Annotated in this window: 26 protein-coding genes; 12 read left to right on the top strand and 14 right to left on the bottom strand. The window is 68.3% G+C overall.

Annotated features, from left to right (window positions below):
* Positions 1-12 precede the first annotated feature (12 nt).
* Entirely contained in the window at positions 13-735 is a 723-nt protein-coding gene (locus tag LQ938_RS06515) for a hypothetical protein (RefSeq protein ID WP_223721421.1), read from the top strand.
* A gap of 27 nt (positions 736-762) precedes the next feature.
* On the opposite strand, the gene LQ938_RS06510 is transcribed toward LQ938_RS06515, so the two are convergent.
* Together LQ938_RS06510 and LQ938_RS06505 are read right to left on the bottom strand one after the other, a co-directional pair.
* A complete protein-coding gene (locus LQ938_RS06510) occupies positions 763-1,485 on the bottom strand; it encodes a helix-turn-helix domain-containing protein (RefSeq protein WP_231341361.1) in 723 nt (240 codons plus the stop codon).
* Entirely contained in the window at positions 1,466-2,980 is a 1,515-nt protein-coding gene (locus tag LQ938_RS06505; protein WP_223721423.1) for an APC family permease, read from the bottom strand. Before LQ938_RS06505 ends, LQ938_RS06510 begins: the two co-directional genes overlap by 20 nt.
* Before the next feature lie 221 nt (positions 2,981-3,201).
* On the opposite strand from LQ938_RS06505, the gene LQ938_RS06500 reads away from it, so the two are divergent.
* Genes LQ938_RS06500 through LQ938_RS06490 form a run of 3 tightly spaced genes read left to right on the top strand, consistent with a single transcriptional unit; the run spans position 3,202 to position 7,261 of the window.
* A complete protein-coding gene (locus LQ938_RS06500) occupies positions 3,202-4,674 on the top strand; it encodes an APC family permease (protein WP_223721424.1) in 1,473 nt (490 codons plus the stop codon).
* Positions 4,675-4,714: 40 nt separating this feature from the next.
* A complete protein-coding gene (locus LQ938_RS06495; protein WP_223721425.1) occupies positions 4,715-6,742 on the top strand; it encodes a primary-amine oxidase in 2,028 nt (675 codons plus the stop codon).
* Between the two features lie 3 nt (positions 6,743-6,745).
* Entirely contained in the window at positions 6,746-7,261 is a 516-nt protein-coding gene (locus tag LQ938_RS06490; protein WP_223721426.1) for a hypothetical protein, read from the top strand.
* 4 nt (positions 7,262-7,265) lie between these two features.
* Here the strand turns inward: LQ938_RS06490 and LQ938_RS06485 are convergent, their stop codons facing one another.
* Entirely contained in the window at positions 7,266-8,264 is a 999-nt protein-coding gene (locus LQ938_RS06485; RefSeq protein WP_223721427.1) for a PHP domain-containing protein, read from the bottom strand.
* Positions 8,265-8,309: 45 nt separating this feature from the next.
* On the opposite strand from LQ938_RS06485, the gene LQ938_RS06480 reads away from it, so the two are divergent.
* Positions 8,310-9,245 carry a 5'-3' exonuclease gene (locus tag LQ938_RS06480; RefSeq protein ID WP_223721428.1) on the top strand — a complete coding sequence of 312 codons (936 nt, stop codon included), beginning with the start codon at positions 8,310-8,312 and terminating at the stop codon, positions 9,243-9,245.
* On the opposite strand, the gene LQ938_RS06475 is transcribed toward LQ938_RS06480, so the two are convergent.
* From LQ938_RS06475 to trpD, 3 genes are all read right to left on the bottom strand, one after another.
* Positions 9,176-10,453 (bottom strand): MFS transporter, encoded by a 1,278-nt coding sequence (locus LQ938_RS06475; RefSeq protein ID WP_223721429.1) that lies wholly within the window; start codon positions 10,451-10,453, stop codon positions 9,176-9,178. The genes LQ938_RS06480 and LQ938_RS06475 overlap by 70 nt on opposite strands.
* 92 nt (positions 10,454-10,545) lie before the next feature.
* Positions 10,546-11,040 carry an aromatic ring-opening dioxygenase LigA gene (locus LQ938_RS06470; protein WP_223721430.1) on the bottom strand — a complete coding sequence of 165 codons (495 nt, stop codon included), beginning with the start codon at positions 11,038-11,040 and terminating at the stop codon, positions 10,546-10,548.
* A gap of 99 nt (positions 11,041-11,139) precedes the next feature.
* Positions 11,140-12,201 (bottom strand): anthranilate phosphoribosyltransferase, encoded by a 1,062-nt coding sequence (gene trpD / locus LQ938_RS06465; RefSeq protein ID WP_223721431.1) that lies wholly within the window; start codon positions 12,199-12,201, stop codon positions 11,140-11,142.
* A 166-nt stretch (positions 12,202-12,367) separates the two neighbouring features.
* Here trpD and ctaE point away from each other — a divergent pair, with 166 nt between their 5' ends.
* From ctaE to LQ938_RS06435, 6 genes are all read left to right on the top strand, one after another.
* Positions 12,368-13,003 carry an aa3-type cytochrome oxidase subunit III gene (gene ctaE / locus LQ938_RS06460; RefSeq protein ID WP_223721432.1) on the top strand — a complete coding sequence of 212 codons (636 nt, stop codon included), beginning with the start codon at positions 12,368-12,370 and terminating at the stop codon, positions 13,001-13,003.
* Between the two features lie 19 nt (positions 13,004-13,022).
* Positions 13,023-13,826: a cytochrome bc1 complex diheme cytochrome c subunit gene (gene qcrC, locus LQ938_RS06455; protein WP_223721433.1), complete on the top strand. Its 804-nt coding sequence runs from the start codon at positions 13,023-13,025 to the stop codon at positions 13,824-13,826.
* Positions 13,827-13,859: 33 nt separating this feature from the next.
* A complete protein-coding gene (qcrA, locus tag LQ938_RS06450) occupies positions 13,860-14,939 on the top strand; it encodes a cytochrome bc1 complex Rieske iron-sulfur subunit (RefSeq protein WP_223721434.1) in 1,080 nt (359 codons plus the stop codon).
* Positions 14,940-14,989: 50 nt separating this feature from the next.
* Positions 14,990-16,780 (top strand): cytochrome bc1 complex cytochrome b subunit, encoded by a 1,791-nt coding sequence (gene qcrB, locus LQ938_RS06445; RefSeq protein WP_223721636.1) that lies wholly within the window; start codon positions 14,990-14,992, stop codon positions 16,778-16,780.
* 110 nt (positions 16,781-16,890) lie between these two features.
* Entirely contained in the window at positions 16,891-18,069 is a 1,179-nt protein-coding gene (gene hpxO / locus LQ938_RS06440) for an FAD-dependent urate hydroxylase HpxO (protein ID WP_223721435.1), read from the top strand.
* A 73-nt stretch (positions 18,070-18,142) separates the two neighbouring features.
* Positions 18,143-18,556, top strand: coding sequence for a rhodanese-like domain-containing protein (locus LQ938_RS06435; protein WP_223721436.1), 414 nt, complete (start codon positions 18,143-18,145; stop codon positions 18,554-18,556).
* 10 nt (positions 18,557-18,566) lie between these two features.
* Here LQ938_RS06435 and LQ938_RS06430 read toward each other — a convergent pair whose 3' ends face one another.
* From LQ938_RS06430 to LQ938_RS06405, 6 genes are all read right to left on the bottom strand, one after another.
* Positions 18,567-19,361 carry a PP2C family protein-serine/threonine phosphatase gene (locus tag LQ938_RS06430; protein ID WP_223721437.1) on the bottom strand — a complete coding sequence of 265 codons (795 nt, stop codon included), beginning with the start codon at positions 19,359-19,361 and terminating at the stop codon, positions 18,567-18,569.
* A 3-nt stretch (positions 19,362-19,364) separates the two neighbouring features.
* Complete coding sequence (ctaF, locus tag LQ938_RS06425; protein WP_223721438.1) at positions 19,365-19,802, bottom strand: aa3-type cytochrome oxidase subunit IV; 438 nt, start codon at positions 19,800-19,802, stop codon at positions 19,365-19,367.
* Position 19,803: 1 nt separating this feature from the next.
* A complete protein-coding gene (gene ctaD, locus LQ938_RS06420) occupies positions 19,804-21,567 on the bottom strand; it encodes an aa3-type cytochrome oxidase subunit I (RefSeq protein ID WP_223721439.1) in 1,764 nt (587 codons plus the stop codon).
* A gap of 2 nt (positions 21,568-21,569) precedes the next feature.
* Positions 21,570-22,466 (bottom strand): aa3-type cytochrome oxidase subunit II, encoded by an 897-nt coding sequence (gene ctaC / locus LQ938_RS06415; protein WP_223721440.1) that lies wholly within the window; start codon positions 22,464-22,466, stop codon positions 21,570-21,572.
* A gap of 155 nt (positions 22,467-22,621) precedes the next feature.
* Positions 22,622-22,987, bottom strand: a complete 366-nt coding sequence (gene erpA / locus LQ938_RS06410; protein ID WP_223721441.1) for an iron-sulfur cluster insertion protein ErpA — start codon at positions 22,985-22,987, stop codon at positions 22,622-22,624.
* Between the two features lie 80 nt (positions 22,988-23,067).
* Positions 23,068-24,462, bottom strand: a complete 1,395-nt coding sequence (locus LQ938_RS06405; RefSeq protein WP_223721442.1) for a dipeptidase — start codon at positions 24,460-24,462, stop codon at positions 23,068-23,070.
* Between the two features lie 57 nt (positions 24,463-24,519).
* On the opposite strand from LQ938_RS06405, the gene LQ938_RS06400 reads away from it, so the two are divergent.
* On the top strand, positions 24,520-25,077 hold the full coding sequence (locus tag LQ938_RS06400) for a DUF3043 domain-containing protein (protein WP_374197463.1): 558 nt from the start codon (positions 24,520-24,522) through the stop codon (positions 25,075-25,077).
* A 103-nt stretch (positions 25,078-25,180) separates the two neighbouring features.
* On the opposite strand, the gene LQ938_RS06395 is transcribed toward LQ938_RS06400, so the two are convergent.
* Together LQ938_RS06395 and nrdR are read right to left on the bottom strand one after the other, a co-directional pair.
* A complete protein-coding gene (locus LQ938_RS06395; RefSeq protein WP_223721444.1) occupies positions 25,181-26,215 on the bottom strand; it encodes a quinone-dependent dihydroorotate dehydrogenase in 1,035 nt (344 codons plus the stop codon).
* A gap of 42 nt (positions 26,216-26,257) precedes the next feature.
* A complete protein-coding gene (nrdR, locus tag LQ938_RS06390; RefSeq protein ID WP_223721445.1) occupies positions 26,258-26,734 on the bottom strand; it encodes a transcriptional regulator NrdR in 477 nt (158 codons plus the stop codon).
* Position 26,735 lies beyond the last annotated feature (1 nt).

The raw sequence follows: 26,735 nt of genomic DNA, 5'->3' as shown, positions 1-26,735 counted from the left end.
GACCTGGTCGCGGTGGGTGCGTGTTCCGTCGAGAATTCCGGCTCGCAGATCGACATCGGAGCGCAAACCGGCGGCGGCCCCGGCCGCGGTAATACCGGTCCGGGCGCCAACAACGGCGGCAACAGTAACGGCGGCAACAGCGGCGCTCCCGTCGATCCCGACGCCCCGCGTTACGACGAGAACGGCAATCTGCTGCGCCCGGGGTGCGAGACCGTGCTGTGCCGGGGTAACTACACGGCGGTCGGGCTCCCCGACGTGACGCTCGCGGACATCGCGTCGTTCCGGCCGGCTGCGCCGTCTCTGGCGAGCGAACCCGCCGGTATCGGCATCGTCGGGATGCCGACGAACCTGGTGTCGGCCGCATCCGCGCAGAGCATTCCGGGCACTCTGTTCGGATACGACGTGGTCGTGCGGTTCACCCCCATCGGCTACCGCTTCGCGTACGGCGACGGTGCGACGCGGACCGCGGCGTCCGGCGGCGCGTCGTGGACCGCGCTCGGTCAGGCGCAGTTCACGCCCACCGGCACGAGCCATGCCTATCCGGCGCGCGGGGACTACATCGCCGCGGTGACGGTGCAGTACGCGCCCGAGGTCAGCTTCGACGGTGGCGGATGGCGCGAGATCGACGGCATCGTCGAGGCGACGACCGGCGGCCACCCCGTGCAGATCGTCGAGGCCCGCACGGCGCTCGTCGACCGCACGTGCGTGGAGAACCCGACCGGGCCCGGATGCTGACGCCACGCCGACCGCACGACGCACGCACTAGGTGAGCAGCGGCGCTAGCCTCTCGGCCGCGCCGCGGAGAACCGTGAGCACCTCTTCCGGCTCCTGAGCCCGTCGCAGCGGTCCGGAGAAGCCGATCGCCGCGGCCAATCTGCCGTCCACATCACGGATCGGCCGGGCGACGCATGCCGTGCCCGGCGTGTTCTCGCCGAGTTGCCGTGTCGCTCCGTAGCGGGCGAGATCGGCCGCGGCCGCGCGGGTGATGTCGTCGTGCGCCCCGCTCTCGAGGTAGGCAAGACGCCCGAGCGCATACCGTGCGGGTTCGCGGACGAGGCGCAGTTCATCGCTCAACGGAAAATCCGGGTCCGCATCCGCGACCATCACCCGGCCGTGGTCGTAGAGCACGAGATGCACACCCCCGCGAAGCGCCGAACGCGTCTCCGCGAGCACCAACCGGGCCGCCGTCGTGATGCGAACGGGAGACGCGACTGCTGCCAGCTGCGTCACCTTCGCCCCGAGCGCGAACCCGGCAAGATCCGGGGTCCGCACGAGGTACTCGTCCTCGACCAGCAGGTTGAGCAGCCGATAGGTCGTCGCGCGCGGCAGCTTCAGGGCATCGGAGATCTCCCGCGCCGTGACACCGGCGCCGAGGGCGGCGACGCACTCCAGCACGGTAAGCGCGCTATGGATCGCGCGGGGCTGGCGCGCGGTGAGGGTCGGGACGGCCGGAGCGGACTCGCGCTCAGCCACGAACGGTGTCACCACCCGCCGCCTGATCGGCGCGGGGAACTCCGCCCAGCACCTGCGTCGCGATCGGCTCGTCGTAGGTGCCGATCCGCTCCGGGAGGCGGCGACCTCCGCGAAGCCGCCAGGCGATCGCCCCGGTCGCGGCCATCGCCACGGCCACCGCGAGCCAGACCACCGCGCCGCCGCCCGCCGCATCCACGATGAAGAACGCCGCCAGGGCGGCGGTCAGGGCCGCGGCGCTGAACAGCGCCATGAGCGCACCGCCCACCGTCAGCTCGCCGATGCGTCGAAGGAACACGGGAGCCGCCACGCACACCAGGACGTACGCCACGATGTACCCCGCGCCGCCCAGGGCGATCGTCACGTGCATCGCGGCACGGATGTCGACCCCGGCGAGCACGAGGGCGAGCGGGACGAGCACGATGACGGGCAGGCACACGATCAACGCGCCCGTCGGGGTGCCCCAGCGCCGATGCGTGCGGCCGATGGCTTTCGGCACGACGCCGTCCCTCGCCATCGTGAACACGACACGAGTGAGGGCCGTCGCCGAGCCGATCGCGCAGGCGAGGAAGGATGCAGCGATCCCGACGTCCGCCAGCACGCCCCATCCGCCCAACCCGAATGCCGCGCTCAGCTCGTTGATGGGTGAGGCGCTGTCCGCGATCGAGCCGTCGATCGCGGCGAAACCCGCCACCTGGGTCACGGCGGCGAGAAGGTACAGAACCGCCGAGACCAGCACGGTCCAGGCGATGGCGCGAGGGACGGTGCGAAGCGGGGTCCGCGCCTCGACCCCGAGCGTCGCAGCGCTCTCGAAGCCCACGAACGCCGTCAGCGCCACGAGTGCGCCCGCCCCCACGGTCGCGAGCGATACGCCATCCGCCGGCAGCAGGACCGACGGATCGATGGGCCCCATCCGCACCAGCAGCGCCACGAGGAGAGCCGCGATGATCGCCACGGACACCGCCTCCACCACGAGCGCGACACGCGAGGAGATACGGATGCCGCGCACCAGCACGAGCACCAGCAGCAGCGCCTCCGCGAGGAGGGTGCCAGCGATTGCCCCCGGTCCGTGCACCGCGGGCCAGAGCGCACCGAGCAGCATCGATGTGTAATACGCGCCGCCGAGCAGGGCGAACATCGCGATCGCGGCGTACCCCACGATGATCGCGGCGCCGGCGGCCAGGCCGGGCACCGGGCCGAGTCCACGCACCGCGTAGGTGTACAGCGCTCCCGTGGCGGCGAAACGGCGCGCGAACTGCGAGACCGTCTGCGCGACGAACAGGCTCAGGATGCCGGCCAGCAGCACGGCCGGCACGGTCGCCGACGGCTCGACCCCCGCGACGAGGAGCACCACGGTCGTGGCGGCCGCCGACGGCGCCACAGCCGATACGGACTGCGCGAGCACGTCGAAGAACCCGACGCTCCGCCGCGCGAGGCCGTGCAGCGGCGAGCGCGATCCGAAATCACTCACCGGATCCGGGCGCGCTATCGCTCGTTCGAGAGCGGTCATGGGTCACCTCCGGATGCTGCGCCGACGCTATCCAGTGCTGATTGCCCCGTCGCGACGTCGGTGTTTCCGCGACGTGACACCCGAATGAGACAGGGGACCGCGGGTGTCCCGTTCGGCGCGTACCAGGTCTTCTTCGCGCGGTGACGGCAGGGCAACGGCCGACCGGAAGGCTCGCTCCCGAACCGTCCCGCTCCCCGACCACGTACCCGACAAGGACTCTCATGACCCGGATCGAATCTCCCGGCGTCGCTTCGGCGCCGGCCCGCAGTCTTCAGGGATCGCTCGGGGTGACCGCCATCATCTTCATGGTCGTCGCCGCCGCATCCCCCCTCACGGTCGTCGGTGGCGCGGCCCCCCTCGGGATCCTGCTCGGCAACGGCGCCGGGTTCCCCGCCCTGTACGCGATCAGCGCCGTCATTCTGTTGTTCTTCGCGGTCGGCCTCGCGGCGATGACACGGCACGTGCCGAAGCCGGGGGCGTTCTTCACCTACGTCGGTTACGGTCTCGGCCGATCGACGGGCCTCGCGGCGGCATGGACGGCGATGCTGACCTATACGACCATCCAGGTATCGGTGTACGGCTACGTCGGCTACATCCTGAGCGTCACGGTCACCTCGCTCGGCGGACCCGCGATCGCCTGGTGGATCTATTCGCTGCTGACCGTGGCCCTCGTGGGGATCCTCGGTTACCGGCACATCGACCTCTCCAGCAAGGTCCTCGGCGTGCTCCTCGTGGCCGAGGTCGGCATCGTTCTCGTTCTGGTCGCCGCCGTGGTGTTCTCCGGCGGCGCCCAGGGACTGAGTCTCGCGCCGTTCGCCCCCGAGAACGTCGTCAGCGGTTCCCCCGGCGTCGGCCTCATGTTCGCGATCGCGGCCTTCATCGGGTTCGAGGCGACGGCCATCTTCCGAGACGAGGCCCGTGACCCGAACCGCACCATCCCGCGCGCCACGTACGGCGCCGTCATCGGGATCGGCGTGTTCTACACGCTCGCCTCGTGGGCGCTGGTGATGGCGTGGGGACCGGATGGCGTCCTCGACGCTGCGGCGGAGAACCCGGGAACGCTGATCCTCCGGACGGTCGCGCAGTATCTCGGCATCGTCGGCGAGGTCACGGTCAACGTGCTGCTGATCACGTCGATGTTCGCGTGCGTGCTGTCGTTCCACAACGTCCTCACTCGCTATCAGCACTCCATGGCCGGTGCGGGCGTCATGCCCGATCGCCTGGGCGCCGTGCACCACCGTCACCTCTCCCCGCACGCGTCGTCGCTGGTCCAGACGATCACCTCGGTCGTCTTGATCGCGGTCTTCGCCGTGTTCCAGCTCGACCCGGTGCTGCAGGTGTTCACCTGGTTCGCCGGTGTCGCGACGCTCGCGATCGCGCTTCTGATGGCCGTCACGTCGATCGCGGTGATCGTGTACTTCGCGCGGACCCGTCAGGATCGCCGGATCTGGAACACGGTCATCGCCCCGGCCCTAGGGTTCGTCGGGCTCATCCTGTCGGCCGCGCTGATCGTCGTGTACTTCCCCCTCATGGTGGGCGACGTCGATGCGGAGGGCACCCCCGTCTTCGGCGCCGTCAGCTGGTTCCTGCTGGCGCTGGTCGTCGTCTTCCCCGTCTTCGGCTATCTGCAGGCCGTGTGGATCCGCCGACGCCGCCCGGCCGCCTACACGAAACTCACCGACTCGATCGCGTGACCCGCTTCCCTCCCCCGCGACACCGTCAGGAGATCTCCCCATGAGTACCCTCGATACCGCCACCTCGTCCGAATACACCGCGCCCGAAGCCCCGCAGCATCCGCTGTCGTCACTGACCGGCGCCGAGATCGAGGCCGTGCGCGGCATCGTGCTCGGCCGCCCGGATGCAACCCCGACGACCCGCTTCGCCTACGTCGGCCTCGAGGAGCCGTCGAAAAGCCTGATCGCCCAGTGGCAGGCGGGCGGGCCCGTGCCGGAACGGACGGCGCGGGTGCAGCTGCTCGACATGGCCACCACCCGATCGCTCGACATGATCGTTTCGATCGACGCCGGCACGGTGCTCTCACAGGTCGAACTCGACGGCAGCGACGGGCAGCTGCCGATCCTGGATGCGGAGTTCGAAGAGGTCGGGATCATCGCGAACGAGAGCGCCGAATGGGTCGCGGCACTCGCCGCCCGCGGCCTCACGGTCGCCGACGTGGTGCTCGTGCCGTTGAGCGCGGGCAGCTACGGGTACGAGGACGAGGTCGGACGCCGCATCCTGCGTACCTTCGCGTTCCGCCAGGACTACCCGGCCGACCACCCGTGGGCGCACCCGGTGGACGGTCTCACCGCCTACATCGACGTCGCCGATCGTCGGGTCATCCGCATCGTCGACACTCCCGGATTCGAGATTCCCGCCACGAGCGGCAACTACGACGACCCGGAGCTGCAGGGACCGCCTCTGGAGGGGCTGAAGCCGATCGTCATCACGCAGCCGGAGGGATCGAGCTTCACGGTCGATGGGGAACACCTCACCTGGGGCGAGTGGGACCTCCGTATCGGGTTCGACACCCGCGAGGGGCTCGTGGTGCGCCAGCTGGCGTTCGCGGGCAGGCCCGTCATGTACCGCGGATCGATCAGCGAGATGGTCGTCCCCTATGCCGATCCGGCGCCGAACCGCTTCTGGCAGAACTACTTCGACACCGGCGAGTACCTGTTCGGGCGGTACACGAACGAGTTGGAGCTCGGCTGCGACTGCGTCGGCGACATCACGTACCTCGACGTCACCATCGCCGACGAGCTCGGGCTGCCCCGCACCGTCCGCAACGGCGTCTGCATCCACGAAGAGGACTTCGGCACGCTCTGGAAGCACACCGACATCTTCACCGGAGCGAGCGAGGTGCGCCGGTCGCGTCGGCTCGTGATCTCGTTCTTCACCACGGTCGGCAACTACGACTACGGGTTCTTCTGGTACCTGTACCTCGACGGCACCATCGAGTGCGAGGCCAAGCTCACCGGCATCCTGTTCACGTCGGCGTACCCGGGTGCGAACGACGACGGCTCGCCCTACCCGTACGCCTCCGAGGTCGCTCCGGGACTCGGCGCCCCCTACCACCAGCACCTCTTCTCCGCCCGGCTCGACATGACCGTCGACGGCACCGCCAACGTCGTGAACGAGATCGACGCGGTGCGCCTGCCGATCTCCTCCGCCAACCCGGCGGGCAACGCCTTCACGAAGCGCGTGACACCGATCGAATCGGAGGGCGTGTCGGGTCGTGTCGCGGATGGCGCCGTGAACCGCGTGTGGCAGATCGCATCGACCGAGAAGTCGACGTCGATGGGCCAGCCCACGTCCTACGTGCTGTTCCCGACGGAGACTCCGGTACTCCTCGCCGATCCCGACTCCTCCATCGCCGCACGCGCGGCGTTCGCGACCAAGAACCTGTTCGTCACGAAGTACGACCCTGCGGAGCGTTACGCCGCCGGCGACTTCGTGAACCAGCATCCGGGAGGTGCGGGGATTCCCGCCTTCATCGCGGGCGACGAGCCCCTCGTCGGTGAGGACGTCGTGCTGTGGCACACGTTCGGTCTCACGCACTTCCCTCGCAACGAGGACTGGCCGGTCATGCCGATGGACTACGCCAAGTTCACGCTCAAGCCGTACAACTTCTTCGAGCGGAGCCCCGTGCTGAACGTGCCGGCACCGCAGAGCGCGCACTGCGCACCCGGCCACCACGATGCGCACGCCCACGGTCACGGCCCGGAAGCCGGGCTCGATGATCACGGCTCGCACGCGCACCACTGAACCGTGAACGAGGCCCTGCACGTCTGGGCGCTCGTCCCCGCTGCCGCGTCGGCCTGCTGTGTGGCGGCCGACCGGCGGCGGGTCCGTGTGCCCGAACTCGCCGCATCCGTCATCATGCTGCTCGCGATGGTGGATGCGGCGCTCCTCGGCATCGTCCCGCGCCCGTACTGGGCGGCATTGCTGATCGTCGGCGCGGTCGGGCTGGCGGCACTGCGGAGCCCGCGCCGCCGGCACCGGCCCCGCTCCGACGACGACGCCCTCATGACGGTGCACGCCGCGCTCGGACTCGTCGCGATGGCAGCGCTGCTGCTCGCGATGGCGCCCGCCTCCGCTGCTGCTCCGGCGCATGCGCACGGACTGGGCGCCGGGGCCACGACGGGCCTGTTCGTGGTGGCATCCATCGCGTACGGGGCGTGGTCCGCGATCGCGGCGCAGCGCGCGCACGGGCGACTCGTGCGCGCGCAGTTCGGCGCGATGGGGCTGGCGACCGTGGTGATGGCCGCGGCCATCGTGGTGTGAGCGTTCAGCGCTCCCGGGCGAGCCACTGGCGCACCCGATCCAGCGGCCAGGTCGTGACGATCCGCTCCGCGGGAACACCCGCCGCCTCCGCACGGCGCGCGCCGTGATCGAGCAGGGACAGTTGGCCGGGCGCGTGCGCGTCGCTGTCGATGGAGAACAGGCATCCCGCCTCGAGGGCGATCGCGATCAGTTCATCGGGGGGATCCTGCCGCTCCGGACGCGCGTTGATCTCGACCGCCACGGCGTTCTCGGCGCATGCTGCGAAGACCGCGGGCGCATCGAAGACGGATGCGGGGCGCGTCCCCCGCGCGCCCTCCACGAGTCGTCCCGTGCAGTGGCCCAGCACGTCGGTGTGCCGGTCGCGGATTGCGGCCAGCATCCGGCGGGTCATGGCGGGCGACTCCATTCGGAGTTTCGAGTGCACACTCGCGACCACGACGTCCAGGCGATCGAGCAACTCCGGCTCCTGATCGAGGGCCCCGTCGTCGAGGATGTCGACCTCGATTCCGGTGAGGAGCGTGAATCCGTCGCCCGAGAACCCGCCGACGAGGTCGATCTGCGCCCGCAATCGCTCGGCGCTCAGGCCGTTCGCGACCCGGAGCCGCGGTGAATGATCGGTAAGGGCGAGGTACTCGTGGCCGAGCGCGCGTGCCGCATCCACCATCTGATCGATCGGGGTGAGCCCATCCGACCAGTCCGAGTGGGCGTGCAGGTCGCCCCGGAGCAGCGCGCGCAAGCCGCTCTCGACGGCCGCGACCCCGGCGCTCCCCCGGAGCTCGACCAGGTAGTCCGGAACCCCGCCCTCGATCGCCTCGCGGATCACCCGGAACGTGGTGTCGCCGATGCCCTTCGTTCGCTGGATGCGGCCGAGGTCGGTTCGCGCCGCCTCCGGCAGCTCCGCGAACGCCTTCGCGGCGGCACGGAACGCTTTCGAGCGGTACCGCGACGCCCGTTCGCGTTCGAGCAGCGCCGCGATCTCGTTCAGGGCATCGAGCGGGTCCATCCGCCCAGTCTGCCGCGCGCCGAGCCCCCGTGACAGGATGAGCGCGTGACCGACCGACTCATGCTCCTCGACAGCGCCTCCCTGTATTTCCGCGCGTTCTACGGAGTGCCCGAGAAGGTCACCGCCCCGGACGGCAGCCCGATCAACGCCGTACGCGGTTTTCTCGACATCATCGCGAAACTCGTCAGCACGTACCGCCCGACGCACCTCGTGGCGTGCTGGGACGACGACTGGCGTCCGCAGTGGCGCGTCGACCTGATCCCGAGCTACAAGACCCATCGCGTGGTCGAGGCCGTCGCGGCGGGACCGGATGTCGAGGAGGTCCCCGACCCGCTCGAGCGTCAGGTGCCGCTCATCCGCGAGGCGCTCGGGCTGTTGGGCGTCGTGATCGTCGGCGCGGCCGAGCACGAGGCCGACGATGTCATCGGCACGCTGGCAACGGATGCGGGCATGCCCGTCGACATCGTCACCGGCGACCGCGATCTCTTCCAGCTCATCGACGACGAGGCCGATGTGCGCGTCGTGTACACGGCGCGAGGGATGAGCAACCTCGAAGTGCTCACCGATTCCTCCGTCCAATCGAAATACGGCATTCGCGCCGCGCAGTACGTCGACTACGCGGTTCTCCGCGGTGATGCATCCGACGGTCTTCCGGGGGTGGCCGGCATCGGCGAGAAGACCGCGGCGACCCTGCTCGCCGCCCACGGCGACCTCGCCGGCATCATCGCAGCCGCCGAACGCGGCGAGGGAATGGGCGCGAGCGCCCAGGCCAAGGTGCAGGCCGGCGCCGACTACCTCACCGTGGCACCGACGGTCGTGAAGGTGGTCCGGGACCTCCCCCTCGACGTACCCGATACGGCGCTCGCACCGTTGACGGCGGATGCCCGCGGCGCGGCCGCATCCTTCACCGCTCAGTGGGGACTCGGGTCGGCCTTCGATCGCGCAGCGACCGCCATCGCCGACGTCAGCGCGACGGCGTAGAGCACCGCCAGCCCCAGCATCCCCCACAGAGCCACGTCCCACCCTCCCGTCGCCTCGTGCAACGCCCCGGCGATGGGTGCGCCGAAGGCGCCGATGCCGTAGCCGCCGCCCTGCACGAGGGCAGACATCGTGGTGGCCTCGGCATCCGTCCGCGCAACGCTCACCAGAGCCGAGAAGATGGCGACGAACCCGCCGGAGTGCGCGATCGCACCGAACGACAACCAGAGCCAGGTGAGCTCCGGCGCCGCCAGCATGCCGCCGGTCAGCAGCAGCCAGCTGGCGCTGATCACGAGGGTCGGCACGATGCGCGGGGCGACGCGGGCGAGCAACGGCACGACGAACGAGCCGAGCACCCCGACGCCCTGGAAGATCGACGCGAGCGCGCCCGCCGTCGCCGAGTCCAGGCCGAGGCGGTCGGCTCCGAGGGTCGGCAGCCAGGTCGACAGCGCGTAGTAGATCGTGACCTGCAGGGCGAAAGCGATCAGCAGCAACCACGACGCGGGGCGGAGGAAGACCGACGATGACGCCGGCGCGACGATGGGCAGCGGCCCCGTGATCGTCTCCGGGTCGAGATCGGTGCGGTGCGGCCGGGGCTCCGATCGCACGATCGGAACGGGATGGGCGGCGCGACGTCGTTCCCGCCTCAGGTGGGCGCCCCAGACCGCCACTCCCGCGAAGGAGAGCACCGACCAGGCGACGAGGGCGAGGTTCCAGCCGACCACCTCCGCGAGCGGCGCCGTGAGGAGCGATGTGATGAGCGAACCGACGTTCAGGGTCGCCGCGTACGACGCGGTCACGATGCCGACGCGTTCCGGCGGAACATCGCGGCGGATGACGACGGGGATGACGACGTTCCCGATCGTGATCGCCGCGCCGATCACGATCATCCCGACGAGCATCGAAGGGAACCCGGGGAGCGCGCGGATCGCCGTGCCGACCAGAACGCCGAGCAGCGTCACGAGAAGGGCGATCTCCGCACCTGCCCGACGGATCACGATCGCGGCGACCGGCGTCAGGAGCGCGAACATGAGCACGGGCGCGGTCGTCAGCAGGCCTGCGGTGCTCGCGCCGATACCGAGATCGGTCTCGATGTCGCGCAGCACCGGTGTCGGCGCGACGATCGGTCCGCGGAGGCTGAGGGCCGCCACGAGAACTCCCACGACGACGAGCCAGGGGAACGCGGCTCGGGATGCGGGAGGGCGGATCACCGATCCAGTCTAGGAAGGGCGAACGCGGACGGCGGGCCCGCATCGATGCGGACCCGCCGTGAGGAGGCGGTGGTGCGGGGCGACCCGTGACCTCAGCTGCTCGATACCGTGGCGCGCTTCACGATCACCGGAACGGACGCGAGGCGGTGGATCGCCGCGCCGAAGATGATCGAGAGCACACCGATGCCCATCGCGAACGCCGCGACGCCGAAGGACACGACCGAGGTGAACAGAGACGCCCGCAGGAACGACGCGTTCATCAGCGTCGCCCGAACCGGGTCGTCCTGGTCGAGCTGGGCGTAGGTCTTGCCATCGGATGCGGCCAGCGCGTGGTGCTGGATGATGTCCGCCTGCACGTACGCGGTGAACGGGCCCGCGACGGTCTGCCCCTGGAACGCGGCGGCATCGTCGGGCACGGTGATGTTCTCGGCGCGGAGCTGCGAGGAGACCATGATCCAGACGACCAGGCCGACGACGATCAATGCGATGCCGCCGAGGATGCCGAGGATGCCGGCGAGCTTGACGAGGCCTACCTTCTTGGTCGGGGTGTCGATGACATCGACGGTGGGTGCGGTGGTTGCGGACATGAGCGTTCCTCCTGGGGATCGCGGGCTGTTGATGCTCACGTTAGAGGTCTGACCACTTCACGCCCGCGACACCGCGCCGTGTTTAATCGAACTCCCCGTTCAGGCGGAGAGCTCGGTGGTCGTCGCCACCCAGTGCGCGAGCTTCGCCTCGGCCGCGCCGCTGTCGACGGCTGCGGCGGCGGCATCCTTCGCCTCGGCGAGGCGTTCGACGATGGAGCGCTGCGCCTGCGCCGGATCCTGGAACAGGCGGAACGACACGATGCCCGCCGCGGTGTTCAGGAGCACGATGTCACGGACGGGCCCGCGCTCACCGGCCAGAACCCGACGGACGACCTCGGCGTTGTGCTCGGGGCCGCCGCCGATCAGGTCCTCGATGCGCGCGAGCGGAATCCCGAGGTCGCGCGGGTCCAGGTCGTGCTCGTGCACGTCACCGCGGGAGATCTCCCAGATCCGGCTGTGCCCGGTCGTCGTGAGTTCGTCGAGGCCGTCGTCGCCGCGGAACACGAGCGCCGTCGCACCCCGCGTCCGGAAGACACCCGTGATGAGCGGCACGCGATCCAGATGCGCCACGCCCACCGCATTCGCCTCGGCCCGCGCCGGGTTGCAGAGCGGTCCCAGGAAATTGAAGACGGTCGGCACCCCCAACTCCGCCCGGGTCGGTCCCGCATGCCGGAAGCCGGGGTGGAACGCCGCCGCGAAGGCGAAGGTGATCCCCGTTCGGGCAAGAGTTTCCGCCACCGCCTCGGGCGACAGCGCCAGGTCCACACCGAGGGCGCGCAGCACGTCGGAGGACCCCGACGACGAGCTGGCCGCCTTGTTGCCGTGCTTGACCACCGGGATACCGCTGGCCGCCGCGACGATCGCCGACATCGACGAGATGTTCACGGTTCCGAACCGGTCGCCGCCCGTGCCGACGATGTCGAGCACGTGGGAATCGACCGGCAGCGGCAGCGCCGCTTCGAGGATCGCGTCGCGGAACCCGACGATCTCGTCCACCGTCTCGCCCTTCGCGCGGAGGGCGATGAGGAATCCGGCGAGCTGCGAGGGCGTCGCCGCGCCGGCCATGACCTCTCGCATCGCCCAGGTCGACTCGGAGATACTGAGGTCGCGTCGAGCCAGCAGCCGGGTCAGAATCGTCGGCCAGTCGTGAAGGTCCACCATGACTCCGAAGCCTATCGACCGCCCGCGGTTCGGGCCGCACCGGGGCAAAGTCCCGGTAGGACGCGACTCCCCGCGCACTCTGGCCTATTTCTTAGGTTCCCCTAAGCCGCGACGCGGCTTCCGCACAGGTACGCGGTGCGAGAACAGGCAGCCGATATCGGTCATAATGGACACTGTGACGACCCCAGCGACGTATTCCCAGGCCCTTCGCAAGGTTAAGAGGCCAGACCCGGTCGCCGTCGGCACCATCGTCTGGCTCGGCAGCGAAGTCATGTTCTTCGCCGGCCTGTTCGCGATCTACTTCACGCTGCGCAGCACCTCCCCCGAGCTGTGGGCCGACGAGTCCTCGCTGCTGAACGTCCCCTTCGCCACCGTCAACACGATCATCCTCGTGCTGTCGTCGGTCACGTGCCAGATGGGTGTGTTCGCCGCCGAGCGCTACCAGCCGTACCGCACCGACAAGAACCCGCTCAAGTGGGGCATGGTCGAGTGGTTCTTCCTCACCTTCTTCCTCGGCGCCGTCTTCGTCTCCGGTCAGGTATGGGAGTACGCCCAGCTCATCGCCGAGGGCATGCCGATCAGCGCCAACTCGTACGCGTCGGCCTTCTACATCACCACCGGCTTCCACGCCCTGCACGTGACGGGCGGACTCGTCGCGTTCCTGCTCGTCATCGGCCGCGCGTACGCCGTCAAGAACTTCGGACGCAAGGAGATGACCACCTCGATCGTCGTGTCGTACTACTGGCACTTCGTCGACGTGGTCTGGATCGCCCTGTTCCTCGTCATCTACTTCCTGCGATAGAGCGGAGCCCCACGAACTCATGGCACGAGAGAAGAAGCGTCGGCAGTCCGGTCGTCGCAGCCCCCTGGCCGCCGCTGCCCTCATCGGCATCGGCCTGCTGCTGACGGGCGGCGTGTACGCCGGCGCATCGGCCGCGATGGCCGCAACGACCGACACGTCGGCTGCGGCATCCACGCTCACCGTCGAAGACGGCAAGAAGCTGTTCCAGGCCAACTGCGCCACCTGCCACGGACTCGACGTCCAGGGCACGGAAAGCGGACCCTCGCTGTACGGCGTCGGCGAGCTGGCCGTTCACTTCCAGGTCTCCACGGGCCGGATGCCGCTCCAGGCGCAGGCGCCGCAGGCACCGCAGAAGCCGGTGCAGTTCACGCAGGACCAGATCGACGCGATGGCCAGCTACGTGCAGTCCATCGCCCCCGGCCCCACCTACCCGGCGGCCGAGGTCCTCGACGGTCAGGGCGACGTGTCGGAGGGCGCCGAGCTCTTCCGCATCAACTGCGCCATGTGCCACAACGTCGCGGGCGCCGGCGGCGCTCTCACGGAGGGCAAGTACGCCCCGAACCTGCACACCACGAGCGCACTGAACATGTACGCGGCCATGGTCACCGGCCCGCAGAACATGCCCGTGTTCAACGACATGAACCTCTCGGCCGAAGACAAGCGCGACATCATCTCCGCGCTTCTCTACATGCAGGACAACGAATCGCCCGGCGGATTCTCGCTCGGGTCGCTCGGTCCGGTATCCGAGGGCCTTTTCATCTGGATCTTCGGGATCGGCGGACTGATCGCCATCACGGTGTGGATCACCGCGAAGTCGAACTAACCGTCCCCCACGAACGAACGCACGAGGAGCACCATGGCACACGAGGGCGACCCGCTAGAGCACGAGAGGGCTTCCTGGAAGCCGTCGAGTGGTCTCGCTGTGGCAGTGTCCGACCCGGTGCAGAACCCCGGTCTTCCTGACCACAGGGAACGCATCACGGACAAGGACCCGGCGGCGATGAAGCGCGCCGTACGCACGGTCTACACGCTCTTCTACCTGTCGGTTGCGGCATCCATCTGGGCCGTCATCGCGTACCTGATCTTCCCGATCGAGAGCGGATCGCTCGCCGCGATCCGCGACAACAACCTCTTCATCGGCCTCGGTATCGCCTTCGCGCTGCTCGCCATCGGCGTCGGCGCGATCCACTGGTCGAAGGCCGTCATGTCCGACAAGGAGTTCATCGAGCCGCGCCACGCCACGCGCGGTCGGGACTCGACGCGCGAAGCCGTCATCGCGAACTTCGAGGTCGCGAACGAGGAGTCCGGATTCGGGCGCCGCACGATGATCCGGAACTCGCTGTTCGCCGCACTCGTCGCCTCGGTGATCCCCGGCGTCGTCCTCTTCCGCGGTCTCGCTCCGCAGAACAGCGCCGCGAACCCCTACGCGGGCGACCCCGTGCACCTGCTCAGCCACACCATGTGGACCGAGGGCACGCGCCTGGCGCGCGACCCCAGCGGCGAGCCGATCAAGGCATCCGAGGTCACCCTGGGCTCCGCCTTCCACGTGATCCCCGAAGAGCTCGCCGGCGTCAGCCACCACGACGGGTACCTCGAGGAGAAGGCCAAGGCGATCGTTCTGCTCATGCGCATGCCGCAGGAGAAGCTGATCGAGGCCGAGGACCGCAAGGACTGGTCGTACGACGGCATCGTCGCCTACTCCAAGGTCTGCACGCACGTCGGTTGCCCGGTGGCGCTCTACGAGCAGCAGACCCACCACCTGCTGTGCCCGTGCCACCAGTCGCAGTTCGACGTCGCCGACGGCGCCAAGGTCATCTTCGGCCCGGCCGCGCGTCCCCTTCCCCAGCTGCCGATCACGGTCGACGCCGAGGGCTACCTCGTCGCACGCAGCGACTTCACCGAACCCGTCGGCCCGAGCTTCTGGGAGCGTCATTGAGTACCGTCACCCACCCCACGGAGAACGTCACGACCGAGCCTGCCTCGGGCGTGACGACGGCTCCCCCCGCGGGTCGCGACGGTAAGCCGCTCGGCGGCCGTTTCGTCGGCGCTGCGGCGAACTATCTCGACGAGCGCACCAGCCTTTCGGGGCTCGTGAAAGAGCTGGGTCGCAAGATCTTCCCCGACCACTGGTCGTTCATGCTCGGTGAGATTGCCCTGTGGGCGTTCGTTGTCGTGCTGCTCTCGGGCACGTTCCTCACGTTCTTCTTCCAGGCATCCATGGTCGAGACGCACTACTTCGGTGCGTACGAGCCCATGCGCGGCATCGAGATGTCTGCGGCGCTCGAGTCGAGCCTGCACATCTCCTTCGACGTCCGCGGTGGTCTGCTGGTTCGCCAGATCCACCACTGGGCCGCCCTCGTCTTCGTGGCGGGCATCGGCGTGCACATGCTCCGCGTGTTCTTCACGGGTGCTTTCCGCAAGCCGCGCGAGCTCAACTGGGTCATCGGCTTCATCCTCTTCATCCTGGCGATGGCCGAGGGCTTCACCGGGTACTCCCTCCCCGACGACCTGCTCTCGGGTAACGGCCTCCGCATCATCGACGGCATGGTCAAGGGCATCCCGATCGTCGGCACCTGGATCTCGTTCCTCCTCTTCGGCGGAGAGTTCCCCGGAACCGACATCGTCGGCCGCCTCTACACGCTGCATATCCTGCTGCTTCCGGCGATCCTCGTCGCGCTCCTGGCGCTGCACCTCATCCTGATGATCATCAACAAGCACACGCAGTTCGCCGGTCCCGCCCGCACGAACAGCAACGTCGTGGGCTACCCGATGATGCCCGTCTACATGTCGAAGATGGGTGGCTTCTTCTTCATCACGTTCGGTGTGATCGTGCTGATCGCGTCGCTCGTGACGATCAACCCCATCTGGAACTACGGACCGTACGACCCCTCCCCGGTGTCGGCCGGTACCCAGCCGGACTGGTACATCGGATTCGCGGATGGTGCGCTGCGCCTCGTTCCGCCGCACCTGGAGACCGTCTTCCTCGACCACACCTGGTCGTGGAACATCATCCTGCCGCTGGCAGTCCTCGGCCTGTTCATCGTCCTCGTGCTGATCTACCCGTTCATCGAAGCGTGGGTCACGGGCGACAAGCGGGAGCACCACATCGCTCAGCGTCCGCGCAACGCGGCCACCCGCACGGCGATCGGCGCCGCTGGCGTGACGTTCTACGCGGTCCTGTGGGCAGCGGCATCCTCCGACATCATCGCCACGCACTTCTGGGTGACGATGGAGGGAGTGATCCACACGCTGCAGGCGCTCCTGATCATCGGCCCGATCATCGCCTACTTCGTCACGAAGCGGATGGCTCTCGCGCTGCAGAAGAAGGATCGTGAGATCGCTCTGCACGGTTACGAGTCCGGTCGCATCGTCCGCCTCCCCGGCGGCGAGTACATCGAGGTGCACCAGCCCGTCGACGAGTACGAGCGCTGGAAGCTGGTCGACAACGAGGTGAACGAGCCTCTCGTGGTTCGTCCGAACGCCCAGGGGCGCATCCCGTGGCACGAGAACCTCCGCGCGTCGATCTCGCGCTGGTTCTTCGAGGACCGTCTCGTACCGCTGACGCAGGCCGAGCTCGATGCCGCGGTCGCTCACCAGCATCACACGCTCGATCACATCGACTCCGAGGAAGACGCCGAGATCGCTGGCGCGACGGAACGCGCGGAGAAGGAGGGTCGCCCGACCATCTCGCTGCACGACAAGGCCGAGGTCGAGTTCCCGTCACCGAAGCGTCTCGAAGAGCTGAACGCTCCGAAGGACGACGAACCGCGCAGCTGAGGCTGTGACACCGAATGCCCCGGCAGACCGCCGGGGCATTCGTCATTTCCGTAGCGTGCGATGTTGGTGGTTGTAACATCGCCGTGACAGCGCCCGGTTACGGTAACGGAGTGCGAGTCATCATCATCGGCGCAGGTATCGGCGGAACGAGCGCGGGCATCGCCCTGCAGCGACTCGGCCACGATGTGCGCATCTACGACCAGATCCGTGAGAACCGTCCGGTGGGCGCAGCCCTCTCACTGTGGCCGAACGGCGTCAAGGTCCTGAACTGGCTGGGTCTGCGCGACGAGGTCGCGGCGCTCGGCGGCCACCTCGACACCATGGCCTACGTCGACGGCCACACCGGCGACACGATGTGCCGGTTCAGCCTCGACCCGGTCACCGATCAGACCGGTCAACGCTCCTACCCCGTCGCCCGCGCCGATCTGCAGGGCCTCCTGATGGACACCGTCGGTGCCGACCGCATCCATCTCGGGATGCGGATGCAGTCGATCTCGCAGACCGACGACGAGGTGACCGTGACCTTCGAGAACGGTGAGACGGCGACGGCGGATCTCGTCATCGGCGCGGATGGCGCGCGGTCGCTGACACGCGACTACGTCCGAGGCACTCCGACCGAACGCCGCTACTCCGGCTACACGAACTTCAACGGGCTCGTCCCGATCGACACGCGCGTCGGACCGGTCGACCAGTGGACCACGTACGTCGCGGAAGGAAAGCGCGTCTCGGTCATGCCCGTCGCCGGCGATCGCTTCTACTTCTTCTGCGACGTACCCCAGCCGTCCGGCATCCCCTACGACCGTTCCACCGGGATCGCACCCCTGCGCGAGGCGTTCGCCGGCTGGGCCCCGGGCGTGCAGACACTTCTCGATTCGATCGATCCGGCGACATCCTTCAACCGGGTCGAGATCTGGGACGTCGACCCGTTCCACACCTGGACGCGCGGTCGTGTGGTCCTGCTGGGCGACTCCGCGCATAACACGGCCCCCGACATCGGTCAGGGAGCGTGTTCGGCGCTCGAGGACAGCTACGTGCTCGGCCTGCTCTTCGCCACCACCTCACTCGGCATCGAAGACACCCTGCGCCGCTACGAGCACGCCCGCACGCAGCGCGCGGCCGATCTGGTTCTGCGCGCCCGCAAGCGCGCCGCGGAGACGCACGGTTTCGAGCCCGACGTGACCGAGGCCTGGTACGACGGCCTGCGGCGTGAGACCGGCGAGAACGTCATCCGGGGAATCGTGGGCAACATCGCCGACAGCCCCGTTTCGATCGGCGGGCTCTTGGCCTGATCCGGCAGGAATCCGCCGACGGGCGTCTGCCTGATCAGGGTCGGCGGCGGTACGCCCGGCCTAGGCTCGGACGATGACCGACGCCCTCGACTTCTTCTCGACGAAACTCACCCACGAGACCGACCCCTCCGACGTGTACGCGGCTCAGAAGAACGGTGAGCATGTCGTGCTCATCGACGTACGCGGCGATGAGGCGTGGGCTCAGGGTCGAGTCGCCGGTGCCATACACATGCCGTATCGGCAGATCGCGGAGCGGGCGCCCGTCGAGATCCCCGCCGGTACCGCCGTGGTCGTCTACTGCTGGAGCCCGGGATGCAACGCCGGCGCGAAGGGCGCCCGCGAGTTCGCACTCCTGGGCTACCCGGTGCGCGAGATGATCGGAGGGTTCGAGTACTGGGCGCGCGAGGGCCAGCCCACCGAGAACGACCGGGGAGAACTCCCACGCACCTTCGACCCGCTCGTCATGGTCGTGCGGGACAAGGCCTGACCCGAAGGAGTCAGGCGATGACGTCGAGCTGCTCCTGGAACCGCTCCGCGGCCGAACCGGCGAACGCGGCTCGTTCGTGCAGATCGGCAAGGCCGTCGACCACGTCGCAGATGACCGCGGTCACGTTGTCGCGAGAGCCACTGTCGAGAGCCAGGGCGACAAGCGCCTCAGCGGCGGACCCGACGTCGCGGTGACGGAGGAGCGTGAGCCCGATCTCTTCATCATCGAGGTAGTCGCTCACTCCATCGCTGCACAGCAGCCAGCGATCCCCCACCACGGCCTCCCGCTCTGCGACGGAGACGACATCCTCTTCCCCGCCGCCGAGCGACGCGGTGATGATGTTGCGACGCGGGTGGGATGCGGCAGCCTCCGGAGCGAGCAACCCACTGTCGACCAGCGCCTGCACGTAGGAGTCGTCGCGCGTCTGCCGCAGCAGCTGGGCGTGGCGCAGAACGTAGGCGCGCGAGTCCCCCGTGTGCGCGAGGAGAAGTCGGTCATCGGGCGTCACGAAGATCCCGGTGAACGTCGTCGCCATTCCCTGCAGGCTGGGGTCGCGGCGCACGTGTGCGCGCAGGTCCCAGTTCGCCTCACGGATGCGGGCGAGCAACTCCTCCGGCTCGGTGATCCGCATCGGGCCGGGCACCAGCCGATGGACGAGCGCGGCCGAGGCGAGGTCGCCCGACGGACCGCCACCGACGCCGTCGGCAACCGCGGCTCCCCAGGACGCGGTGAACGCTGCGTCCTGATTGGAGGCACGATGGGGGCCGATGTCGGAGACGACGGCCGGATTCAACCGGATCGACACGGATCAGCGCGCGAAATACCCGCGGTAGTACTCGAACACCCAGCCGACGATGGCAATGGCGAAGACCGCGAATCCGATGGGCACCATCCACGTACCGACCGCGAGGCCGATCGCGGCGATGGCGGCAGAGGCGGCGAGCACGATGGGCCACCAGGACCACGGGCTGAACTCGCCGAGCTCCGGGTCGCCATCGTCGATGTCGGCAGTGAGGGTGTCCTCGGGAAGCTCCCCGCCCTGCGCCATGTAGACGCGCTGAGTGTAGAAGCCGATCATGGCGGCCATCAGCGCACCGAACAGCAGCGCGATCGAACCCACCCACTCGATCGCCTTGTACCAGGGCTGAATCTCGGGATGCGCCAGCACGCTCCATCCGATGTACACGACATCGATGAAGACGAAGAAGCCGACCAGGATCCACCAGATCGTGGTGTTCGTGCGCACGTTACTTGACCTCTCCCTCGGCCGTGTCGACAACCGGGGCATCGGGGGCATCCTTCGCCGGACCCACGCCGACCGGCACGGCCGCTTCGGGGTGGTTCAGATCGAACGCGGGGCGTTCGCTGCGGATGCGCGGGATGGACGTGAAGTTGTGACGCGGCGGCGGGCACGACGTCGCCCACTCGAGCGATGCACCGTATCCCCAGGGGTCGTTGACCGTGACGGAGGGGGCCTTCCGGGCCGTGATCCACACGTTGAAGAGGAACGGGATCACGGATGCGGCGAGGATCATCGAGCCGATGGTCGACACCTGGTTCTGCCAGGTCCAGCCGTCGGCGGCCGAGTAGTCCGCGTAGCGACGCACCATGCCATCGACGCCCAGCCAGTGCTGGATGAGGAAGGTCATGTGGAAGCCGATGAACAGCGTCCAGAAGTGGATGTAGCCGATGCGCTCGTTGAGCATCTTGCCGGTCCACTTGGGCCACCAGAAGTAGAACCCGGCGAACATCGCGAACACGACGGTACCGAAGACGACGTAGTGGAAGTGCGCGACGACGAAGTACGAGTCCGACAGGTGGAAGTCGAGCGGCGGCGACGCCAGGATGATGCCGGTCAAACCACCGAAGACGAAGGTCACGAGGAAGCCGAGCGCGAACACCATCGGCGTTTCATACGTCACGGAGCCTCGCCAGAGGGTGCCGATCCAGTTGAAGATCTTCACGCCCGTGGGGACCGCGATCAACATCGTCATGAAAGCGAAGAACGGCAGCAGCACCCCACCCGTGACGTACATGTGGTGCGCCCAGACGGCGACCGACAGCACGGCGATGGCAATCGTGGCGTAGATCAGCGTCTTGTATCCGAAGATCGGCTTCCGGCTGAACACCGGGAAGATCTCCGACACGATGCCGAAGAACGGCAGAGCGATGATGTAGACCTCGGGGTGACCGAAGAACCAGAACAGGTGCTGCCAGAGGAGCACGCCACCGTTCTGCGGGTCGTAGATGTGCGCACCGAGCACGCGGTCGGCGGCGGCCGCGAAGATCGCTGCGGCCAGGATCGGGAACGCGAGCAGCACCAGGATGCTGGTGACCAGCGTGTTCCAGGAGAAGATCGGCATCCGCCACATGGTCATGCCGGGGGCACGCATCGTGATGATCGTGGTGATGAAGTTCACCGCGCCGAGAATCGTGCCGAAACCGCTGATGCCGAGGCCCAGCATCCAGAGATTGCCTCCGGCGCCGGGTGTGAACGACGCACTGGCCAACGGTTGATACGCGAACCACCCGAAGGATGCCGCGCCCGCGGGGGTCAGGAAGCCGGCGACCGCGATGGTCGAGCCGAAGAGGAAGAGCCAGAAGGCGAATGCGTTCAGACGCGGGAACGCGACGTCGGGAGCACCGATCTGCAGCGGAAGGATCGCGTTGGCGAATCCGGCGAACAGCGGCGTCGCGAACATGAGCAGCATGATCGTGCCGTGCATCGTAAAGAGCTGGTTGTACTGCTCTTTCGTGGGAACGATCTGCATCCCGGGTTCGAACAGCTCGGCACGGATGATGAGTGCCATCACGCCGCCGAGCAGGAAGAACAGGAACGACGCGATCAGGTACATGTACCCGATCGTCTTGTGGTCAGTGGAGGTGATCCACTTGACGATGATGTTGCCCTTCTGCTCGACGCGCGTGGCGCTGAGCAGGGCGGCCTGACGAGGGGGCAGCGTCGTCGGTCGGGACGAGCCCTTCTCCTGGAGCGGAAGCGTCGTCGCCATGATTACTCGTCTCCCTCGGCGTTCGTGCCGCCGGTGCCCGGGTTGTTCCCGAGCCGGTCGTAGGCGTCCTGGATGTCGCCCGTCTGCCCCTTGTCGCGGAGGGAGTCGAGGTACTGCTCGTACTCGTCCTCGCTGACGACCTTCACGTTGAAGAGCATGGCGGAGTGGTACTCGCCGCAGAGCTCGGCGCACTTGCCGGCGTAGGTTCCCTCACGGGTCGGCGTGAAGGACCAGAAGTTGTCCCGCCCGATGTACATGTCCTTCTTGTAGAGGAAGTCCACGATCCAGAAGGAGTGGATGACATCGCGCGATTCGAGCTGGATCTTGACGCTCTTGTCGACGGGGAGGTAGAGGGTCGGCAGCTGCGCCTGGTCGACGTTGCCCGCGGCATCGGTCTGGGCCTGGATACCCATGGACCAGACCGGCTCGTCGCTCGGGGTGTCGTCGTTGCCGTACTGGAAGTCCCAGGCCCACTGCTTGCCGATCGCCGTGATCGACACGTCGGGGTCGTCGTACTGGGTCTCGAGGATCGTCTGGTCGCGCGCCGTGAAGGCGAAGAAGCCGACCACCAGGATCAACGGCACGACCGTGTAGAAGATCTCGATCGGCATGTTGTAACGCAGCTGCACGGGCAGCCCGGTCTGACCCTTGCGGCGGCGGTAGGCGATCATCGCCCAGAGCATCAGGCCCCAGGTGACGATTCCGACCGCGAGCAGCACGATCCAGGAGTTGACCCAGAGACCCGCGACCATGTCGGTGCGGTTCGTGGTGGGAGTACCGTCCTCGACGAAGCCGGGAAGGAAGCCGTGCAGCTCGGACGTGCTGCATCCGGCGAGGATGACAGCCGACGCGATCCCCAAGGGGAGAACGGCCCAGCGGATACGACGTTTCGAGGGCACGGCGCACCTTTCAGATTGCGGATGAAGCTTCCTTCAGTCTAGGGCAAGGTCTCACCCTATTCAGGCCATCCGTCCAGGCTGCATATGCCAATCGGCGCGGCCGAACCGCGGAATTCCGGGGCCGACCGCGCCGATTGCGCGAACTGAATTGCAGGTCAGTGGAAACTGTCGCCGCAGGCGCAGGAGCCCGAAGCATTGGGGTTGTCGATCGTGAACCCCTGCTCGGAGATCGTGTCCTTGAAATCGATCGTCGCGCCATCCAGGTACGGAACGCTCATGTCGTCGACGATGACCTCGACGCCACCGAAATCGACCGTCTGGTCGCCATCGAGGTAACGCTCGTCGAAGTAGAGCTGGTAGATCAGGCCGCTGCATCCGCCGGGCTGGACGGCGACGCGCAGACGCAGATCGTCACGGCCCTCCTGCTCGAGCAAGTTCTTGACCTTGTCGGCGGCGGCATCGCTGAGCGCCACACCGTGGGGCTGGGTGGCCTGGTCGGTCGACAGTGCGGTGTCGGTCATGACTCTCCTTCGGTGCGGGCCCGCACGACGCGGGACTTCTCGATTCTACGACGCGTCTCGGGCCTGGGCGCCGGTGATCCTCAGATCGTTCGCGAGTCCAGGTTCTCGAGCAGCAGCGCTTCGGACAGCACGGCGCGGCGGAACGTCGCGAGATGGAGCGACTCGTTCGGGCTGTGCGCGCGCGTGTGCGGGTCCTCGATGCCGGTCACCAGGATCTGTGCGCCCGGAAACTGCTCGATCAGGTCGGCGATGAACGGGATCGACCCGCCGATGCCGACGTCGACCGCGTCTACGCCGTAACCGACGCTGAGCGCGGCACGCGCTGCCTCGACCGCCCATCCGCTGGTGTCGACGAGGAACGGGTCACCGCAGTCCACATCCGTGAACGTGAGCTGCGCCCCGAACGGCGCGTGCGCGCGCAGGTGCGTCTCGATCGCCGCGTACGCCTGCTCGGCGCGCTGGCCCGGAGCGACCCGCGCCGAGATCACGACGGATATCTCCGGAGCGAGCGTGTTGGAGGCCGCTTCCACACTCGTCGCGTCGATGCCGGTGATGGTGATCGACGGCTTGTTCCAGATCCGGCTGAGGATCGAACCTCGCCCGACCGGCGACACGCCGTCGGGAAGTCCCGCCTCGTCGCGGAGCGTGGCCTCGTCGTACGGGGGCGTTTCCGCGTCCCGCTCGAGCAACCCGTCGACAGCGACCGCGCCGTCGTCGTCCCACAGGGTCGCGAGCAGCTTCACGGTGGCCATGAACGCATCCGGCACCGCTCCCCCGAACATGCCCGAGTGCGACGCGTGATCCAGCGTCCGCACGGTGAGCGTGAATCGCGCGTTGCCGCGGAGCGAGACCGTCAGCGCGGGGGTCTCCGCATCCCAGTTCCCCGAGTCGGCCACCACGATGACGTCGCTGCGGAGGGCGTCCGCGTTGTCGCTCAGGAACTGTCCGAAGGAACGGGACCCGTACTCCTCCTCGCCCTCGATGAACAGGGCGACGCCCAGGGAGAGGTCGTCGCCGGCGATCTCCTTCAGCGCGCGCAACGCGGCGATGTGCACCATGACGCCGGCTTTGTCGTCGGCGGCGCCGCGCCCGTAGAGCCGGCCCTCCCGCACGGTCGGTTCGAAAGGCGGGGTCTCCCACAGGTCGTCGTCGCCGGTCGGCTGCACATCGTGGTGCGCGTAGAGGAGCACGGTCGGTCGCCCGTTCCGTGCGGCGCGCGTCGCGAGCACGGCGGGCTGCCCGAACTCGTCCGTCCCCGGGATCCGAGACCGCGTGACGTCGACCCGATCGAACACGCCCGTACTCGTCGCCAGCGCGGCGACCGCATCGGCGCTCCGCTCCAGGGCGGTCTGATCGAACGCCGGCCAGGCGATCGAGGGAATGCGCACCAGCGCACCGAGATCGGCCAGCGCGGTGGGGATGCCGGCGGCGACAGAATCATGCACGGCGGAATTTCGGGGTGTCTCCGAGGTCATGCGGGTAATCTTAAGTCGAACCCCCATCCGCTTCCCGAGGGAACTCCCGTGGCCAAGATCACCGCTGACTCCGCTCCGCTCGACGCCGAGCCTACTTCCGCGAGCGGCAAGGGGCGCCCGACGCCCAGCCGCGCCGAGCAGGAAGCCGCACGCAAGCGTCCCCTGGTCGCCGACACCAAAGAGGCGAAGGCGCGCGCCCGCGCCGAGCTCGCTGCCCAGCGCGAGAAGGCGCGGATCGGTCGGGCCGCCGGCGACGAGCGCTACATGCAGCCGCGCGACAAGGGGCCGCAGCGGCGCTTCGTCCGTGACTACGTCGACTCGCGCTGGCACATCGCCGAGATGGTGATGCCCGTGATGGTCGTCGTGCTACTGCTGATGTTCGTCAACATCCCGTTCCTGCAGTTCTACTCGTACGTGCTGCTCTGGGTCTTTATCGTCGTCGCGGTGCTCGACATGGTGCTCACGTCGTTCCGCGTGAAGAAGGCGACCCGCGCCAAGTTCGGCGAGGACCGCGTCGAACGCGGGCTCGGCTGGTACGGCGCGATGCGCACGGTGCAGATGCGCTTCATGCGCGAGCCCAAGGCGCAGGTGAAGCGCGGCCAGCGCCCCGCCTGAGCGCACGCGCCCCCATCGCCCATACCCGCGAGACTGCAATTTCGCGGCGAGACATCGGCTTCGAGCCACTGTCTCGCCGAAGGACTGCGGTCTCGCGGTTTTTTCAGCGCCGGGCGGATGCGGCGGCGAGGCCGCGGTTGATCTGACGCGCCCAGAGCGGGCCGCGGTAGAGGAGTGCCGTGTACCCCTGCACGAGCGTCGCGCCGGCGGCGAGTCGCTCCTGCACGTCGGTGCTCGTCTCGACACCGCCGGCGGAGATCACGCAGAACTCGGCCGGGACGACGGCTCGCACCAGACGGAGCGCCTCGAGGGCTCGTCCCTTGAGCGGCGCCCCGGAGAGACCGCCCGCGCCTGCGGCCTCGACGACGGCGTCGGAGGTGCGGAGTCCCGCGCGGGAGATCGTGGTGTTCGTCGCGATGACTCCGGCCAGCCCCAGCTCGACGGCCAAACGCGCGACGGCTCGGATTTCATCGTCCTCGAGGTCGGGGGCGAACTTCACGAGGAGCGGAGTGGATCCGGATGCCGCGTGCACCGCCTCCAGCAGCGGGCGAAGCGTCTCGATCGCCTGCAGCCCCCGCAGCCCGGGCGTGTTGGGCGACGACACGTTGACGACGAGATAGTCCGCGAGCGGCGCGAGCAGTCGCGTGCTCCGCACGTAGTCGTCGGTCGCGTCCGCCACATCGACGACTCGGCTCTTGCCGATGTTGACGCCGAGCACCGCGCGCCGGGAACGGCGGCGGAGCTTCTGCAGCCGCACGACTGCAGCGGCCGCTCCGTCGTTGTTGAACCCCATCCGGTTGATGACCGCACGGTCTGGGATGAGGCGGAACAGTCGCGGGCGAGGATTTCCCTCCTGCGGGACTGCCGTGATGGTGCCCACCTCGACGTGGCCGAACCCGAGGGAGTGCAGCCCCGCGGCGGCGACGCCGTTCTTGTCGAACCCGGCCGCGACACCGAACGGAGACGCGAACTCGAGCCCGAGGGCGCGGGTGCGGAGCGCCGGGTCGGGCTTCGTGAGGGCGCGGGCCGCCCAGGAGAACGGCGGGAATGCCAGCATCCGGATCACGAGGACGGCGGCGTGGTGAGCCGTCTCCGGGTCCATGCGGGAGAGGACGTGGCGGAACATGAGCGGATACATCGCTGCCCAGGTTACCGCCGTGCGGCCTCGCTCTTCGGCGCGTCAGTCCGCGGGCTCGGCCGACAGTCGCCGCGCGCGGTCCTCCCGCAGCTGGCTGATCGACGCTTCGAAGTCCTCCAGCGAGTCGAAGGCCTGGTAGACGCTCGCGAAGCGCAGGAACGCGACCTCATCCAGCTCGCGGAGCGGGCCGAGGATGGCCAGCCCGATCTCGTTGGTGTCGATCTGCGACGAACCCGTCTGCCGCACGGCCTCTTCGACGCGCTGCGCGAGGAAGGCCAGGTCGGCGTCGGTGACCGGTCGCCCCTGACACGCTTTGCGCACGCCCGACATGACCTTCTCGCGGCTGAAGGGCTCGATCACCCCCGAACGCTTGATGACGTTCAGGCTCGCGGTCTCGATCGTCGAGAAACGCCCTCCGCATTCGGGGCACTGACGACGACGACGGATGCTGAGACCGTCGTCGCTCGTGCGCGAATCGATGACACGGGAATCGGGATGGCGACAGAAAGGGCAATGCATG

The organism is Microbacterium sp. cx-55, assembly GCF_021117345.1.
GTDB lineage: Bacteria > Actinomycetota > Actinomycetes > Actinomycetales > Microbacteriaceae > Microbacterium.
Note: the sequence above shows the minus strand (reverse complement) of the source record. Positions and strands in the feature narration are given on the sequence as shown.